12 protein-coding genes and 1 pseudogene are annotated in these 16,036 nt (G+C 67.7%); 6 read left to right on the top strand and 7 right to left on the bottom strand.

The features are described 5' to 3' along the window. Positions 1-7: 7 nt before the first annotated feature. Positions 8-1,294 (top strand): AGE family epimerase/isomerase, encoded by a 1,287-nt coding sequence (locus tag E4A48_RS19570; RefSeq protein WP_142743008.1) that lies wholly within the window; start codon positions 8-10, stop codon positions 1,292-1,294. Between the two features lie 213 nt (positions 1,295-1,507). Here E4A48_RS19570 and avrBs3 read toward each other — a convergent pair whose 3' ends face one another. Further along, positions 1,508-4,405, bottom strand: coding sequence for a type III secretion system effector avirulence protein AvrBs3 (avrBs3, locus tag E4A48_RS19565; protein WP_142743007.1), 2,898 nt, complete (start codon positions 4,403-4,405; stop codon positions 1,508-1,510). A 158-nt stretch (positions 4,406-4,563) separates the two neighbouring features. On the opposite strand from avrBs3, the pseudogene E4A48_RS19560 reads away from it, so the two are divergent. Further along, positions 4,564-4,797 (top strand): annotated as a pseudogene (locus tag E4A48_RS19560) (hypothetical protein); the annotation flags it as partial. Between the two features lie 197 nt (positions 4,798-4,994). On the opposite strand, the gene rpoD reads toward E4A48_RS19560, so the two are convergent. Then, positions 4,995-6,854 (bottom strand): RNA polymerase sigma factor RpoD, encoded by a 1,860-nt coding sequence (rpoD, locus tag E4A48_RS19555; protein WP_058195921.1) that lies wholly within the window; start codon positions 6,852-6,854, stop codon positions 4,995-4,997. A 112-nt stretch (positions 6,855-6,966) separates the two neighbouring features. Continuing rightward, positions 6,967-7,407 (bottom strand): D-aminoacyl-tRNA deacylase, encoded by a 441-nt coding sequence (gene dtd / locus E4A48_RS19550; protein ID WP_039006170.1) that lies wholly within the window; start codon positions 7,405-7,407, stop codon positions 6,967-6,969. 201 nt (positions 7,408-7,608) lie between these two features. On the opposite strand from dtd, the gene E4A48_RS19545 reads away from it, so the two are divergent. Then, on the top strand, positions 7,609-8,523 hold the full coding sequence (locus E4A48_RS19545) for a lauroyl acyltransferase (protein WP_058195920.1): 915 nt from the start codon (positions 7,609-7,611) through the stop codon (positions 8,521-8,523). Between the two features lie 15 nt (positions 8,524-8,538). Here E4A48_RS19545 and E4A48_RS19540 read toward each other — a convergent pair whose 3' ends face one another. Continuing rightward, a complete protein-coding gene (locus E4A48_RS19540) occupies positions 8,539-9,060 on the bottom strand; it encodes a GNAT family N-acetyltransferase (protein ID WP_039006172.1) in 522 nt (173 codons plus the stop codon). A gap of 300 nt (positions 9,061-9,360) precedes the next feature. Here E4A48_RS19540 and ribA point away from each other — a divergent pair, with 300 nt between their 5' ends. From ribA to E4A48_RS19525, 3 genes are all read left to right on the top strand, one after another. Next, positions 9,361-10,485, top strand: coding sequence for a GTP cyclohydrolase II RibA (ribA, locus tag E4A48_RS19535; protein WP_039006173.1), 1,125 nt, complete (start codon positions 9,361-9,363; stop codon positions 10,483-10,485). A gap of 183 nt (positions 10,486-10,668) precedes the next feature. Continuing rightward, positions 10,669-11,214, top strand: a complete 546-nt coding sequence (locus tag E4A48_RS19530; RefSeq protein WP_081044591.1) for a PH domain-containing protein — start codon at positions 10,669-10,671, stop codon at positions 11,212-11,214. Continuing rightward, entirely contained in the window at positions 11,211-12,722 is a 1,512-nt protein-coding gene (locus E4A48_RS19525) for a PH domain-containing protein (RefSeq protein WP_142743006.1), read from the top strand. Before E4A48_RS19530 ends, E4A48_RS19525 begins: the two co-directional genes overlap by 4 nt. A 31-nt stretch (positions 12,723-12,753) precedes the next feature. Here the strand turns inward: E4A48_RS19525 and E4A48_RS19520 are convergent, their stop codons facing one another. The 3 genes from E4A48_RS19520 to E4A48_RS19510 all read right to left on the bottom strand — a co-directional run bounded on the left by E4A48_RS19520 (position 12,754) and on the right by E4A48_RS19510 (position 16,004). Then, the gene (locus E4A48_RS19520; RefSeq protein WP_039006175.1) at positions 12,754-13,788 is read right to left on the bottom strand and encodes a CDP-glycerol glycerophosphotransferase family protein; all 1,035 of its coding nucleotides are present in this window, start codon (positions 13,786-13,788) and stop codon (positions 12,754-12,756) included. After that, complete coding sequence (locus E4A48_RS19515; protein ID WP_039006176.1) at positions 13,788-14,621, bottom strand: glycosyltransferase family 2 protein; 834 nt, start codon at positions 14,619-14,621, stop codon at positions 13,788-13,790. Before E4A48_RS19515 ends, E4A48_RS19520 begins: the two co-directional genes overlap by 1 nt. An 84-nt stretch (positions 14,622-14,705) precedes the next feature. Continuing rightward, positions 14,706-16,004, bottom strand: coding sequence for an O-antigen ligase family protein (locus E4A48_RS19510; RefSeq protein WP_142743005.1), 1,299 nt, complete (start codon positions 16,002-16,004; stop codon positions 14,706-14,708). Positions 16,005-16,036 lie beyond the last annotated feature (32 nt).

The raw sequence follows: 16,036 nt of genomic DNA, 5'->3' as shown, positions 1-16,036 counted from the left end.
CGACCGCATGAACCTGCCTGCCACGCCCCTGCCCGACTTCGCCGATGCCGCCGTGCTGCGCGCGCATATCGCCGACACCATGGCCTTCTACCATCCGCGCGCGATCGATCCGGCCGGCGGCTTCTTCCACTATTTCCGCGACGACGGCAGCGTGTACGACGCCGGCCACCGTCACCTGGTCAGCAGCACCCGCTTCGTCTTCAACTACGCGATGGCTGCGAACGAGTTCGCCGATTCGCCGCTGGCCGCCGAGTACCTGGACGCCGCGCGCCACGGCCTGCGCTACCTGCGCGAGACGCATCGCGACGCCGCCAGCGGCGGCTACGTGTGGACACTGCGCGACGGCGTGGCCGAGGACCGCACCCAGCACGCCTACGGCGCCGCCTTCGTGCTGCTGGCCTACTCCACCGCAAAGAAGGCCGGCCTCGATACCGACGCGTGGATGGACGAGACCTGGCAGCTGCTGGAAACCCGCTACTGGGACGCCGCCGCCGGCCTGTACCGCGACGAAGCCACGCCCGAGTGGCAGTTCTCCAGCTACCGCGGGCAGAACGCCAACATGCACTTGTGCGAGGCGCTGATCGCCGCCTACGAGGCCAGCGCCGAGCCGCGCTACCTGCAGCGCGCGCTGCTGCTCGCCGACCACATCACCCGCCGCCAAGCCGCGCTGGCCGGCGGCCTGGTGTGGGAGCACTACGACGCGAACTGGCAGGTGGACTGGGACTACAACCGCGACAATCCCAAGCACCTGTTCCGGCCGTGGGGTTTCCAGCCCGGCCATCAGGTGGAATGGTCGAAGCTGCTGGTGCTGCTGCACGGACATCTGCACGCCGCCGAAGGCAGCGCACCGGACTGGTTGCTGCCGACCGCCCGGCACCTGTTCGACACCGCGCTGGCGCACGGCTGGGACGCGCAGCACGGCGGCATCGTCTACGGCTTCGCCTCCGGCACCGAAGCCGAGCCGGTGGTCGGCGTGCCCGACGTGGCGCAGCATCCGACCTATTTCTGCGACGACGACAAGTATTTCTGGGTGCAGGCCGAAGCGATCGCCGCCGCCGCGCGGCTGCTGGCCGCCAGCGGCGATGCCGGCTACCGCGCCGCCTACGACAGGCTGTGGACGTACTCGTGGGAACACCTGGTGGATCATCGCTACGGTGCCTGGTTCCGCATCCTCAGCCGCGACAACCGCCGCTACAGCGACGAGAAGAGCCCGGCCGGCAAGACCGACTACCACACCATGGGCGCCTGCCACGATGTGCTGGCGGTGATGCGTAGCAGCCGGGCATTCGCATAACGGCGACCCAACTTGTGGGAGCGGCTTCAGTCGCTCCCATAGTGGGGTTCAGCCGACAGACGTGTAAAAAAGACTCACAAGATTGGATTTCACCGATTACATCAGTGAGTTAGCGGATATTTCTGGTTAACAAAACTACACCGCCAACGCCAGTTCAATCCCATACGGTTCCGGGATCGGCTCCACGTTAATCAGGCAGTCTCCGACTGAGCCTCAATGAGGCAATAGCTCCATCAACCATGCGATCTCCTCTTGGTCGAATGCCGGGAAATCTTCCGCTGCGCCTGCGAAGGGGTCCGCATCTTGCTCCCAGAGCGCCGCGCTGGACGCTGCCAGTTCGCCGTCCGTCGGCGTACCAGGATCCGGGAGGCCGCCCCCGATCCTGGTACGCTGGCGTTTTACACCCCAGCTACTGAGGGGGAGCAGACGCGCTGCATCGCGCTGTTCGGGAACGAACACCTCGGCAGCCTGCTGTGCAGAGGAGCGGTTGACAACACTATCCGATCGGGACCGTTTGCGGGAGCTGCTTGCCAGAGTCTGGCCTGTCTGGCGCATTGGGCTGGACGCCTCCAGTTCACGTTCAAGGGAATCGGCGAATGCATGCAAGGACTCCTGGCCCGGAGTTTGAGCCGAAGCAGAGGACGGTTTCCCCCTTTTCATCCCTGATGCTTGCAGGATGCGGTGCCAACGCTGGGAGGCTGGGGGAAGCGTTCCACTGTGTGCTTCGAGTTCTGTGACGCCCACACGGCGAAATAGCTGTAACAACCGGCGCCCACTCATCCCGAATTGCATCATCGCTTCATCAAATGCTTGCGCTGGGTGGGAGTGGCACTGAAAAAAACTCAGCACGCGAACCACTTGCGCGGCATCGGCAACCAGATGGGCCTTGCCGTCGGGAACACGGTTATGGGTTCTTGCGATCAATGCCGGCGCGTGCGGCAATCCCTTTTTCACTGCATCCAGCGCAGGACGTCCGCCGATGCAAGCCAAGGCGACAAGGCGGTCGTTGTTCAACGCGGCCAACGCCGGATCAGGGCTGGATAACTGGGCAAAAATACTTTCCAGCGCCTGCTTGCCGCCCTTATTGCTGGCGATGGCCACCACCTGCTCCGGGGTCAGGCCATAGTCCTGGCACAGCACCGGCAACAGCCGCTGCACCGTCTCCAGCGCCTGCTTGCCGCCATCGTGGCTGGCGATAGCCACCACCTGGTCCGGGGTCAGGCTATAGGGTGGCTTGCACAGCACGGGCAACAGCTGCTGCACCGTCTCCAGCGCCTGCTTGCCGCCATTATTGCTGGCGATGGTCACCACCTGCTCCGGGGTCAGGCCGTAGGGGGGCTTGCACAACACCGGCAACAGCCGCCGCACCGTCTCCAGCGCCTGCTTGCCGCCATCATGGCTGGCGATGGCCACCACCTGGTCCGGGGTCAGGCAATAGGGTGGCTTGCATAGCACCGGCAACAGCCGCTGCACCGTCTTCAGCGCCTGCTTGCCGCCCTTATTGCAGGCGATGGCCACCACCTGCTCCGGGGTCAGGCCATAGGGAGGCTTGCACAACACCGGCAACAGCCGATGCACCGTCTCCAGCGCCTGCTTGCCGCCATCGTGGCTGGCGACGGCCACCACCTGGTTCGGGGTCAGGCCATACGGGGGCTTGCACAGCACGGGCAACAGCCGATGCACCGTCTCCAGCGCCTGTCTGCCGCCGATCCCGCTGGCGATGGCCACCACCTGGTTCGGGGTCAGGCCATATGGGGGCTTGCACAGCACCGGCAACAGCCGCTGCACCGTCTCCAGCGCCTGCTTGCCGCCCTTATTGCTGGCGATGGCCACCACCTGCTCCGGGGTCAGGCCATAGGGGGGCTTGCACAACACCAGCAACAGCCGCTGCACCGTCTCCAGCGCCTGTTTGCCGCCATCGTGGCTGGCGATGGCCACCACCTCCTCCGGGGTCAGGCCATAGGGGGGCTTGCACAGCACCGGCAACAGCCGCTGCACCGTCTCCAGCGCCTGCTTGCCGCCATTATTGCTGGCGATGGCCACCACCTGCTCCGGGGTCAGGCCATAGGGTGGCTTGCACAACACCAGCAACAGCCGCTGCACCGTCTCCAGCGCCTGTTTGCCGCCGATCTTGCTGGCGATGGCCACCACCTGGTCCGGGGTCAGGCTATAGGGTGGCTTGCACAGCACGGGCAACAGCCGCCGCACCGTCTCCAGCGCCTGCTTGCCGCCACTATTGCTGACGATGGCCACCACCTGATGCGGGAGCAGGTGCAGGGGGGCGCCAGTCAGCGCATTGCGCGATGCATGCACGGCCTCCACCGCGGTCACGCCACCACGTTTTGCAATCCTGAGGAGTTGGCCTGTGACCAACTGTAACGGTGGAGCTCTCAACTCTTCCGCCACCATGAGCAACGCCTCCAGGGCCCGTGCGCCCGACCACTGTTTGCCGACGCCAACGATGTCTTCGTGTGTGGCCTCTGGCAACGCCGCAATCATCTCCGAATACCTGGCCGCTATGGTCCCTAGCGCTGCCTGGTGTTTGCTGAGCTCAACGATGTGCGCGTGTGTAAACCCATGGCCGACCAGTGCCTCGTGGTACTGCGCCACTGTCGAACGCACTTCCGGTTTGATCTTCTCCTGTTGCTGCTGGCTGTAGCCGAACGTGCTTAGATCCACATGTGCGGCAGGCGAAGCATCGGAGGTTTGCGCAGCACGCCGTGGCCGTGCGGCAGTGACAGCTACGCGCGAGGGGGGCTGCGGGTCATCGGCTGCACGCAGAGCCGATTGCACCTCATCCAACTCGCCTGTGGCAGCCGCTGCATGATGAGCGCCGAAGGCAGGCATAGAATCAAAAAGCGATGCATCAAAAAGCGACGAATCAACCTGACGTAACAGGTCGCCGAAGCTACCCGCTGAGAACGCAGGCACGCTTGCAGGGGGCGGCGGCAGCTGGGTCCGGGACATCGTCCGCCGAGCGGGCAAGCCATCCAGGGGGCTGCCAGCAGGCGGAGACCCGCCCCGATCTGCAGTCGGCTGGACCCCATCCGGTTGGGCTCCGGCCTGAAGCTCGCGGGCAGGAATTGGCGTGCGAGAACGAATGGGATCCATCAGGCATTCCTCTTTCGGAGAACGTCGTGGCCTCGATACTAAGGTCTCTGGTCCCGACGCGGCTTCTCCAAATTCGCATAGCAGGGCACAACTTCCGATAATCCTGGTAACCCTCGACTACGGGGTTTGAGGCGCAGTGGAACGGGAAACAGGCAGACGCCGGCCAGTTCTACAACGTGGTGGAACAGACCCGGATCATGAAGTCTCTGATGCGGCAGGGGTGGAAGATGACGTGGGAGGACGTGGCCTTCCTCAGCCCGTACGTGACCAGCCGTGTGAAGCGGTTCGGGGACCGCCTGATTGACGTGGAGCCGATCCCGGAACCGTATGAGATTGAACTGGCGGTGGCGGCGTGTAGTTTTGTTGCCAAGAAATATTCGCCAACTCACTGATGGAATGGGTGAAATCCGATCTTGTGAGTCATTTTTACACGCATGTCGGCTGAACCCCCACAGTGACTTGGCTGGCTGCGAATGGGCAGCGCTAGCCTGCGGCATCCACCGCCACTGTCCGCAACACGACCGACGCCACACCCACAAAAAAGCCCCGCACATGGCGGGGCTTTTCCGTTGTCGCGAACCGCGCTCGATCAGTCGATATCGAGGAAGCTGCGCAGCTGCTCGGAGCGGCTGGGATGACGCAGCTTGCGCAGCGCCTTGGCCTCTATCTGGCGGATGCGCTCGCGGGTGACATCGAACTGCTTGCCGACTTCCTCGAGGGTGTGGTCGGTGTTCATGTCGATGCCGAAACGCATGCGCAGCACCTTGGCCTCGCGCGGGGTCAGCCCGGCGAGCACGTCGCGCACGGTCTCGGACAGGTTGATGTTGGTGGTGTTCTCGATCGGGGACTCCACGTTGGTGTCCTCGATGAAGTCGCCCAGATGCGAATCCTCGTCGTCGCCGATCGGGGTTTCCATCGAGATCGGCTCCTTGGCGATCTTCATCACCTTGCGGATCTTGTCCTCCGGCATGTCCATTTCCTTGGCCAGCTCCTCCGGCGTGGCCTCGCGGCCGTACTGCTGGAGCATCTGCCGGGAAATGCGGTTCAACTTGTTGATCGTCTCGATCATGTGCACCGGGATGCGGATGGTGCGCGCCTGATCGGCGATCGAACGGGTGATGGCCTGGCGGATCCACCAGGTCGCATACGTGGAGAACTTGTAGCCGCGGCGGTATTCGAACTTGTCCACCGCCTTCATCAGGCCGATGTTGCCTTCCTGGATCAGGTCAAGGAACTGCAGGCCGCGGTTGGTGTACTTCTTGGCGATCGAGATCACCAGGCGCAGGTTGGCCTCGACCATTTCCTTCTTGGCCTTGCGCGCCTTGGCTTCGCCATAGGCCATCGCGCGGCTGATTTCCTTCAGCTCGGTCAGGCTCAGGTAGGTCGCCTGCTCCACCGCCACGGTGGCTTCCTGCTGGGAGACGATCTGGTCCTTGACGTCGCGCAGCGCCGATGACCACTTCTGCTTGCGCTTCAGTGCGTCGTCGACCCAGGCCACGTTGGTCTGGTTGCCTTCCCAGGAACGGATGAAATCCTTGCGCGGCATCCGCGCCACGTGGGTAGCCAGGTGCAGTACGCGGCGCTCGTGGTCCTTGACCTGGGCCATGGTGTCGCGCAGCTTGCGCACCAGCACGTCGGTCAGCGGCAGCGGCAGCTTCAAGGTGACGAACACCTCGGCGATGTCGGTGCGCAGCTTGGTGACCACCTTGTGCTCGGCGCCGTTCTTGGCGTGCGCCTTCTTGAACTTGGCGTATTCGGTGGCCAGCAGCTCCATGCGCCGTGCGACCTCGGCCGGATCCGGACCGGTCGGGCCGGCCTCCTCCTCGGCGGCTTCGACTTCCTCGTCGTCATCGTCGTCGCTGGCATCGGCGGCGCTGTCGTCGTCGCTGGCGACCACGGCCGGCGCCGGCTCTTCCTCGATCAGGTCGTTGAAGCCGACCACGATCTCGGCCAGGCGCTTCTTGCCTTCCTTGTGCTGCTCGTAGTCCTCGAGCAGGGTTTCCACCGCCAGCGGGAACGCGCCAAGGGCGGCCTGGACCTGGCTGAGGCCTTCTTCGATGCGCTTGGCGATGGCGATTTCGCCTTCGCGGGTCAGCAGCTCGACCGTGCCCATCTCGCGCATGTACATGCGCACCGGGTCGGTGGTGCGGCCACCTTCGGTATCGAGCGCGGTCAGCGCCGCGGCGGCTTCTTCGGCCGCGGTGTCGTCGACTTCGCGGTTGCCGGTGTTGCCGTCGTTGAGCAGCAGGGTCTCGGCGTCGGGAGCGACTTCATGGACGTCGATGCCCATGCCGTTGATCATGCTGATGATGTCTTCGATCTGTTCCGGATCGACCAGGTCGTCGGGCAGATGGTCATTGACTTCGGCGTAAGTCAGATAGCCCTGTTCCAGGCCCTTGCTGATCAGTAGCTTGATGTCGGATTGCTGGGCAGGACGTTCGTTGGCCATGAGTGCTCGCGCCACCGGCAGGTAGATGAATGAGTGAACCTAGCATTATAACAGCCCGGACCGCCGCTTGCCGGACAAGGAGCGTGAATTGCTCCGCCAGGAGCGCCCCGGCTTAAGGCCGGAGCAGGAAAGTGACTGGGCCGTCGTTGACCAGGCTGACGATCATATGGGCACCGAAGCGCCCGCTTTCCACCCCCGGCGGGTGCCGCTCCCGGCAGATGTCCAGCAATCGGTTGAAGCCGCGTTCAGCCTCGGCCGGCGGCGCCGCGGTGGTGAAGCTGGGGCGCATGCCCGAGCCGGTGTCCGCGGCCAAGGTGAACTGGCTGACCAGCAGCAGGCCGCCGCCGGTGTCGCGCAGCGAGCGGTTCATGCGCCCGCTGGCGTCGGCGAACACGCGGTAGCCGAGCAGGCGCTCGGCCATGCGCTGGAACTTGGCTTCGTCGTCGCCCGGCTCAAGCGCAACCAGCGCCAACAAGCCAGGGCCGATGCGACCGACCACCGCATCGTCGACGCGGACCTCGGCCTGGCTGACACGCTGGATCAGGGAGAGCATGGGCGGGACTTGGGACTCGGGACTCGGGACTCGGAAGCATCCGGGTTCAGTGCGGTGCTGTCATCCCGCCCGCATCATCGCCGACCGGTAGCCAAGAACGAAAGCCGCGCCAGTCCGCGAGCGGGCCGATCCGTGACGCCGCTCGGTCCATGCGCAGCACGCTCGACCTGGCACGGCCGGCGCAGCGGATAAACTGGCGCGATGAAACCCGCAACGCTCGCAACCGTTCTGTATCGCTGCGCCGCCATCGTGGCGCGCCTGCCCTGGCCGTGGCTGCGGCGCCTGGCCGACGCCCTGGCCTGGCTGTGGCTGCGCAAGGACGCGCGCGAAAGCCGGGTCACCCGCCGCAACCTGGAGCTGGCCTACCCGGAACTGCTGCCCAGCGAGCGCGTGGCCCTGCACCGCGACGTGCTGCGCTCCACCGCGCGGCAGGCGTTCGAGACCCTGGTACTGTGGACCCGGCCGCCGACGCAGAACCTGGCGCGGCTGCGCCAGCGCCACGGCCAGGCACTGTACGACGCCGCGCTGGCGTCGGGCCGCGGGGTGATCGTGGCCGCGCCGCACTTCGGCAACTGGGAACTGCTCAACCAGTGGCTGGCCTCGCGCGGCGACATCGCCATCGTCTACCGCGCGCCGGCGTCCGACGTCGGCGATGCGTTCCTGCAGTTGGTGCGCAGCGGCGACAACGTGCGCCAGGTGCGCGCCGAAGGCCCGGCGGTGCGGCAACTGTTCAAGACGCTCAAGGACGGCGGCGCGGTCGGCATTCTTCCCGACCAGCAACCCAAGGCCGGCGACGGCGTGTTCGCGCCGTTCTTCGGCGTGCCGGCGCTGACCATGACCCTGGTCAACCGGCTGGCCGAGCGCACCGGCGCGATCGTGCTGTTCGCCTGGTGCGAGCGGCTCGGCAACGACCTGGAATTCGCGCTGCAGGTGCAGCCGGCGCCGGAGGCGATCGCCGACCCGGACCCGCTACGCGCCGCGACCGCGCTGAACGAAGGCGTGGAGCGGGTGGCGCGCCGCGACCCGGCGCAGTACCAGTGGACCTACAAGCGCTACACGCTGCGTCCGGATCCGGCCGAAGCCAATCCCTACGCCACGTCCAGACACCCGCACTGAGCTGGCGCGCTGCGGCTAATCGTCGTGCGGCTGCGCCGGGCCAGCGAGGATGCGCTGATAGAAGGCCAGGTCCAGCCAGCGCCCGAACTTGAACCCGGCCTCGCGCACGGTGCCGGCATGCACGAAACCCAGTTGCCGGTGCAGCGCGATGCTGCCGGCGTTGCTGGCATCGATGCCGCCCACCAGCACGTGCACGCCGCGTTCCTGCGCCGCATCGACCAGCGCCAGCAGCAGGCGCCGCCCCAGGCCCTTGCCGCGGTGGTCGCGGTGCACGTAGAGCGAATGCTCGACGCTGTACTTGAACGCCGGCCAGGCGCGGAACGTGCCGTAGCTGGCGAAACCGAGCAGGCTACCGTGCACGTCCTCGATCCCGATCACCGGAAAGCCGCCGGCGCGCTTGGCCGCGAACCAGCCGACCATGCTCTCCGGCGAGCGCGGGCGGTAGTCGTAGAGCGCGGTGGAATGCACGATGGCCTCGTTGAAGATCTCCAGGATCGCAGCGGCGTGGCGGTGTTCGGTGCATTCGACAAGGCGCATGCGCAACTCCTGGAAACGGGTCGGGGTAGTAAAAATGAATCGGCCGCGGTTGAACATGCCTATCACTCCCCCACCGCCAGATCGCGGCGGCGATCGGGTGAGTGACCACATCTGGCATAGCGGTTGCATGCATCCATGCTGGTGCGGCACACAGTGCGTTCCATCACGCGAATGCTGGCGAGGAGGCCAAAGCACGCGACAATAGTCACCCGTGCACGCCGCCCGCATGCGGCGCGACCGGGGTGCGCCGCCGCCGACCAGCCTTGAAGCGGCGCAGAAGATCCCCATTTGGAGTCCTGCATGACCAGCCCCGCCCACCTCACCTCCACGCCCCCGTTCGGCGATCCCGCTGCGATCCGCGCCGAACGCGCGGCCTCGGAGTTGCGTGCCGGCCGCCCGGTGGTCATCGAAGGCCGCGATGGCCAGTCGCGTGCGGTGCTGGCGCTGGACAGCAGCACCGCGCAGTCCTACCTGAGCTTCACGCAGGCGGCGGCGCAGCGGCATTACCTGTTCCTCACCCCGACCCGCGCGCAGGTGCTGGGCCTGGTCGCGCCGCAGGGCGCACGCATCGCCCTGGCCGAACAGTCCTACGATGCCCTGGCCGCGCTGGCCTACCTGCGCAGCGGCACGCTGCCCACGCACTGGATGCCGGGCGATGCGCTGGATGCCGGCGCCGTGGAGATCGCGCGCCTGGGCTTGCTGCTGCCGGCGATCGTCGCGGTGGACCTGGACGCCGCCAGTACCTTCCAGGGCTGCCAGTCGCTGCAGCTGGACGATCTGAAACACGGCTGCGCGACCACCACATCCGGCAGCTACGAACTGGTGACCCGCACCCAGGTCCCCCTGCGCGATCTGGGCAGCAGCGAGTTCGTGGTGTTCCGCGGCGGCGTGGCGCAGCGCGATCAGGTCGCGATCGTGATCGGCCAGCCGGACCTGTCCGTGCCGGTGCCGGTACGGGTGCATTCGTCCTGCCTCACCGGCGACCTGTTCGGCTCGTTGAAGTGCGATTGCGGCGACCAACTGCGGCATAGCCTGGCCAAGCTCAAGGAGCTCGGCGGCGGCGTGCTGCTGTACCTGGACCAGGAAGGCCGCGGCACCGGCATCGCCACCAAGTTGCGCGCCTACGGCTACCAGCACGATGGGCTGGACACCATCGACGCCGATGCGCAGTTGGGCTTCGGCGCCGACGAACGCCGCTACGGCAGCGCGGTGGCGATGCTGCGCGGACTCGGCATCCAGCGCGTGCGCCTGCTGACCAACAACCCCTCCAAGGCCGAGCGCCTGCGCGTGGCCGGCATCGACGTGGTCGAGCGCATTCCGATCACCGGCACGATCACCGCCGAGAACGAGGGCTACCTGCGCACCAAGGCCGCCCGTGCCGGCCATGCGCTGGACGTGGACGCGCTGATTCACGCCGCGCGCTGATTCGCGAGCGGCACGGCACCGGCAACGACGACAGCAGCGCCTGCCGAGCGGGGCGGCACACTGCAGGCCGCTCTGGCACATCCCGCGCTCTGCCGCGAAGCGCGCAAGGCGCCGCCCGCGTTACGATCGGGGACCCACGCGGCGGGCGTGGACAGTGTCCGCCCATCGCTTCGAGAGCCCACCGTGACCGCACCGCCGTCCCTGGATCCCTCCGCCCCCGCGCTTGGCACCGACCAGACCAGTGTCGCGTCATCGGCCGCGCACGACTGGCAACCGCTGCCGCTGCGCGGCGCCTGGCTGGTCGCGCTCGGCGGCGGCGGCACGCTCGGCATCTGCATGCTGATCGGCGCGGCGATCTTCGGTTTCAGCCTGCACAGCCGCCAGACGCTGTTCCTCGGTGCTGGCGCCGCGGCGCTGGGCGCGCTGCTCGGTGCCTGCATCGCCTTCGTGCGCCATCGCCGGATCCGCTGGCGGCTGGACGCGCAGGGCCTGGATCTGCGCCGCGGGCGGATGTGGCAGAGCGAAGTGCACGTGCCGATGTCGCGCGTGCAGCACCTGGATCTGCGCCGTGGCCCGCTGCAGCGCGCCGCGCGCCTGGCGACCCTGGTGGTGCATACCGCCGGCACCCGGCACAACGCGGTGGCCTTGCCCGGCCTGGACCAGGCCGACGCCGAGCGCCTGCGCGAACGCCTGGCGCGCCAGCTCGACCACGACGACGACGCACTATGAGCACCGCCCCGGACGCCGAAGACACTGCGATCCGGCGCCTGCACCCATGGTCCTGGCTATTCGTGCTGCTGCAACACCTGCGGCATTTCCTGCTGCCGCTGCTGGCGTTGCTGGTATTCGGCGGGCGCGACGGCCGCAACGACCATCTCGACCAGCTGATGCTGCTGTTGGCGGGCAGCGCGCTGATCGCGGTGTCGCTGCTGCGCTACTTCACCTACCAGTACCGCATCGGCCGCGATAGCCTGAGCATCCGCAGCGGCTGGCTGGAACGCAGCCTGCGCGAGATCCCGTTCGCGCGCATCCACAACGTGGTCGTGCACCAGTCGCTGCTGCATCGGCTGTTCGGCGTGGCCGAAGTGCGGCTGGAATCGGCCGGCGGGACCAAGCCGGAAGCGCAGATGCGGGTGCTGCGGCTGGACCAGGCGCTGGCGTTGGAGCGGCAGATCCGCCATCGCGCACGCGACGACAGCGCGGCCGCGTCCACGGCGGCCGCCGCGGCCAGCGACGTGCTGCTAGCGCTGCCAACGGCGGAAGTACTGCGCCAGGGGCTGATCTCCAATCGCGGCATGGTGGTGGTGGCGACCGCATTCGGCGCCACCTATCACCTGTTCCCCGAGCGCATGGTCTCCAACGCGATCGAACGCTACGGGCAGCAGCTGTTCGGTTACGCCAGCACCCTGCACCTGGGTTGGATGGCCGGCGCGGTCACAGTGACGCTGATGCTGGTCACGCTGCTGCTGATCATGCGCGCGCTGTCGGTGGCGCTGGCGCTGCTGCAGTACCACGGCTTCCGGCTCAGCGAGAGCGAGCGCAGGCTGACCGTGGAGCGCGGCCTGCTGACGCGGCTGCGCAGCAGCGTGGCGCGGCGCCGGATCCAGGCCTGGACCCTGCACGAAAGCGTGCTGCAACGCCTGCTGCGGCGGCGCAGCCTGCACATCGATACCGCGGTGATGGATGGGCACGGCGAGGAGGGCCGCGCGCTGAAGGAACTGGCGCCGCTGGCGACCCCGGCCGCCTGCGATGCGCTGCTGCATCGGCTGCTGCCGCAGATCGCCTGGCCGCCGACGCAATGGTGGGGGATCGCCACGCGCTGCTGGTGGCGGCTATGCCTGCCGGCGCTATGCCTGGTGCCGCTGCTGTGCGCCGGCCTGTGGCGGCCGTTCGGCGCCTGGGCCGCGCTGTCTCTGCTGTGGCTGCCGTGGTCGGCATTCAATGCCTGGCGCCAGGCGCAACGCATGGGCTATGCCCTGGACGATCGTTACATGGCGGTGCGCGGCGGCTGGTGGACGCGCTGGTGGCGACTGGCGGAGATCGACAAGCTGCAGACGCTGCAGCTGACCCGCTCGCCGCTGGACCGCTGCTGCGGCACCGCCACGCTGTGGCTGGATACCGCCGGCGCCCGCCATGGCGAGCCGCCGTTGCGGGTGCGCCTATTGCCTCACACCCAAGCGCAGGCGTTGTATCTGCAACTGAGCCGCGCGCTGGCGCGGCGCCGGCTGCGCTGGTAGCGGCAGGCACGGCGCCCTGCCGCGCGCGGGGTCAACGCGCGCCGCGGCCCCAGTAGCCGATGCGCCGGCGGATCTTCAGCTTGCGCCAGAAATTCCACGGCTTGCGCTTGGGATTCCGCGCACCCTCGGCGACGAAGGCGTCGATCGCGCGCAGCACGCGCTCGCTGGACTGCCCATCGCGGTAGGGATGCAGACCGTCGGCGAAGTCGCGGATCGACGCCATCAATTCCGGCGGCCGCGCCAGCGCGCGACGGATCGCCGGCTCGAACTGCGCCGGATCGTCGATGTCGAGGAGCTGCGGGCCAGGGCGCCGGTTCTTGAACGTCACTACCGGCTTATAGGTGAGCAGGAACTCGTTGAGCGCCGAGGAGGTGTCCGAGCACATCAGGTCCACCTGCGGGAACAGTTCCAGGATGTTGTCGTTGTCGGCGAAGCGCAGGTACGCGTTCTCCAGCGCGCGGTAGCGCGCGACCATTTGCGGATCCATCTTCGGATGGAAGGTCACGATCCAGCGCCACTCGCCGCTGCGCGACAAGCGCTTGACCTCGTCGTAAAGGATGCCGGCCGCGCTCCACGACGGCGAAAACGTGGAGTGGTACAGGATCACCGGGGGCTGCCGCACCGGCGCCAGTGCGGCGCCGATCTCGCGCATGAACGGATCGATCTTGGGGAAGCCGGTTTCCTTCACCGCGAAGTGGCCGAGCCTGCGCGCCAGCGCGCCGAACGCGGCGGTGTCGCGCGGGCCGGTGGTGCAGTACAGGTCGAAGAAACCGCGCACGTAGATATGCCGCGGCTTGCCGGCGTCGAAGCCATGGAAGGTCTCGACCTTCACCCCAGGGAAGAAATGCGGCACCGCGTTGCTGGAGGTGATCACCGCGTACGGATTCCACGCCAGCACTTCCTCCACGGTAGCCAGGTGGCGCTCGTCGACAGTGAGGTCCGAGGCGCCCGGGCCGTCGAAGAACCACGCCGCCTGGTCGCCGCGCGCGCGGATCGCGGCCTGCAACGGACGCAGGATCGCCAACGCATAGCGCTCGGACCCGTACAGTAGATAGTGCTTGCTCATCAGTGCTCCAGATCGTGCCGTTGCAGCTGCGCCCGCGCCTGCTCCACCGAGGCCGGGTTGTACTGCATTTCGTAATAGCGCATGCGCTTGTACAGCGCGTAGCTGGCCGCGGTCTGCGCCACCACGAAGCCGCGCCAGCCGTCGAGCAGCGCCAGACGCAGCAGGTAATCCTTGAGAAAGGCGCCAGCGAACACGAACGGACTCTGCCACATTCTCAGCGGCTTGCGCTTGTCGCGCCAGCCGAGCGCCTTGAGTTCGGCGTAGCGCAGCACCTTGAGCTGTTTGTGCACCAGGGTCGGGTTGTGCAGGTGGTTGAACGGCGGCGCGAACTCGGCGCTGGCGCCGTCGAAGCGCAGCGATTCGTGCACCCGCGCATCGCTCCAGCGCGCGCGGCCGCGGTGGTACAGCCGCGCCAGGCGCTCGCCGACCATCGGCCGGTACCAGCGCATCGGCGCACCCATGTACCAGGTGCTGCGACGCAGCCACACCGCGTCCAGTCGATCTTCGGCCAGGAGTTGCGGCAGCCGCGCCAGGCATTCGGCGCGCAGCGCGTCGGACAGGAATTCGTCGGCGTCCAGCACCAGGATCCAGTCGTGCGCGGCCTGGGTGGAGGCGAAATTGCGCTGCGCGCCGAAGCCCAGCCAGGCCTGCTCGAGCACTCGCGCGCCGTGCGCGCGGGCGATCGCCACAGTGGCGTCGCTGCTGCCGCAGTCCACCACCAGCTTGTCGGCGGCGAACGGCACGCTGTCCAGGCAGCGGGCGATGTTGGCGGCTTCGTTATAGGTCATCACCACCAGGCTGAGCGGCAAGGTGGTTGCGGCGGCGTCGGCCATGGCGCTCGGTATCCGGGGCAGCGGTGCAACCTGCGGTCGCGGCGCGGACGGCGCCGCGCCGGTCGGCGGTGCGGGATCGGCAGTCTACCGGCTTCCGGCAACGCCTTCAGCGGCGCCGGCGCGTACCCGCGGCGTCTGCGCATCGCAGGCCGCCAGCCCGATCAGCACGCCGACCAGGGACACGTAGAAACCGGTGGTGACCTGGTGCGCGAACATCGACTGGGTCATGCCGCACAGGATGTAGGCGGCCACCACCATGATCCCGGTCGCGGCCGGGCCATGGAATTCGGGGCGCGGGCGGCGCCGGTACAGGCGCAGCAGCAGCCACATCGGCACGCCGTAGACCAGCACGATCAGCAGCGTGCCGGGCAGGCCCTGGGTCGCGCTCCATTCGGCAAGATCGTTGTGCGCGTGGCCCAGGTGGCAACGCTCCACCCAGGTCTTGCTGCGGCAATCCGGCAGGCGCAGCATCGCGTTGTCGAAGCGGCCCACGCCGACCCCGACCAGCGGATGCTCGACGAAGGTCGCCGCCGCCACCTGCAGGCGCTCGATGCGCGCGCCGGCGGAGGAGTCGCTGTCGCCGCGCTCGTAGCGCTGCACGTCGTGATGCAGTTCGGCCAGGCGGGTCTGCCGGGTCAGCGCCGGCACGCTCAGCACCAGGGTCGCGGCCAGCGCGGTGAGCACGACCAGGATCACCAGCCGCATGCCGCCGCTGCGCCAGCGCAGGCATAGCGCGGTGACCACCAGCAGCAACAGCATGCCCAGCCACACGCCGCGGCTGCCGCTGAACAGGATGGTGGCGCAGCCGGCGACGAGCGCCACGATGGTCCATGACCAGCGCCCGTGCGGCCGGCAGAACACCGCCACCACCATCAGCACCAGCACCACGTCGGCGAGCACGATCGCGTTGGTCCAGCCCTCGGCGCGCGGCTGGCCCTGCAGCACCTGCACGATCGCCAGCACCAGGGTGGCGAAGATGCCCAGCAGCGCGCCCCACCACAACAGTTGCCGCGGCGGACGCAGTGCGTAGACCCACAAGGCGGTCCACGGCAGCACCAGGAACCGGGTGCGGTTGTCGATGTCCTTCAGCGGCTGACCGAAGTACAGCATCGAGAACAGCGACAGTCCGATCACCAGCAGCGCCAGCACGCCGAGCCAGCGCAGCGACGGCTGCAGCCCGGCCACCACGCGGCGCATCCGGTCCAGCGCCAGCAGGCTGCTCGCCAACAGCAGCAGCCCGAACGGCAGCAATCCGCCGGGGATGCTGACCACCAGCGCCGGCAGGCACAGCATGCCCAGCGCGGCGCCCCACTCGGCCAGCGTGTGGCGACGGGACGGGAACGCGGCCAGCGGCGGCGCGGCGCGGGGCGGGGCTTCGGTCATCGGGGAGAGAGCGGACGCAAAGACGATGGGGG

The sequence above is a fragment of the Xanthomonas translucens pv. cerealis genome (assembly GCF_006838285.1).
GTDB lineage: Bacteria > Pseudomonadota > Gammaproteobacteria > Xanthomonadales > Xanthomonadaceae > Xanthomonas_A > Xanthomonas_A cerealis.
The sequence above is the reverse complement of the archived record's forward strand: the minus strand, read 5'-3'. Positions and strand labels throughout refer to the sequence as shown.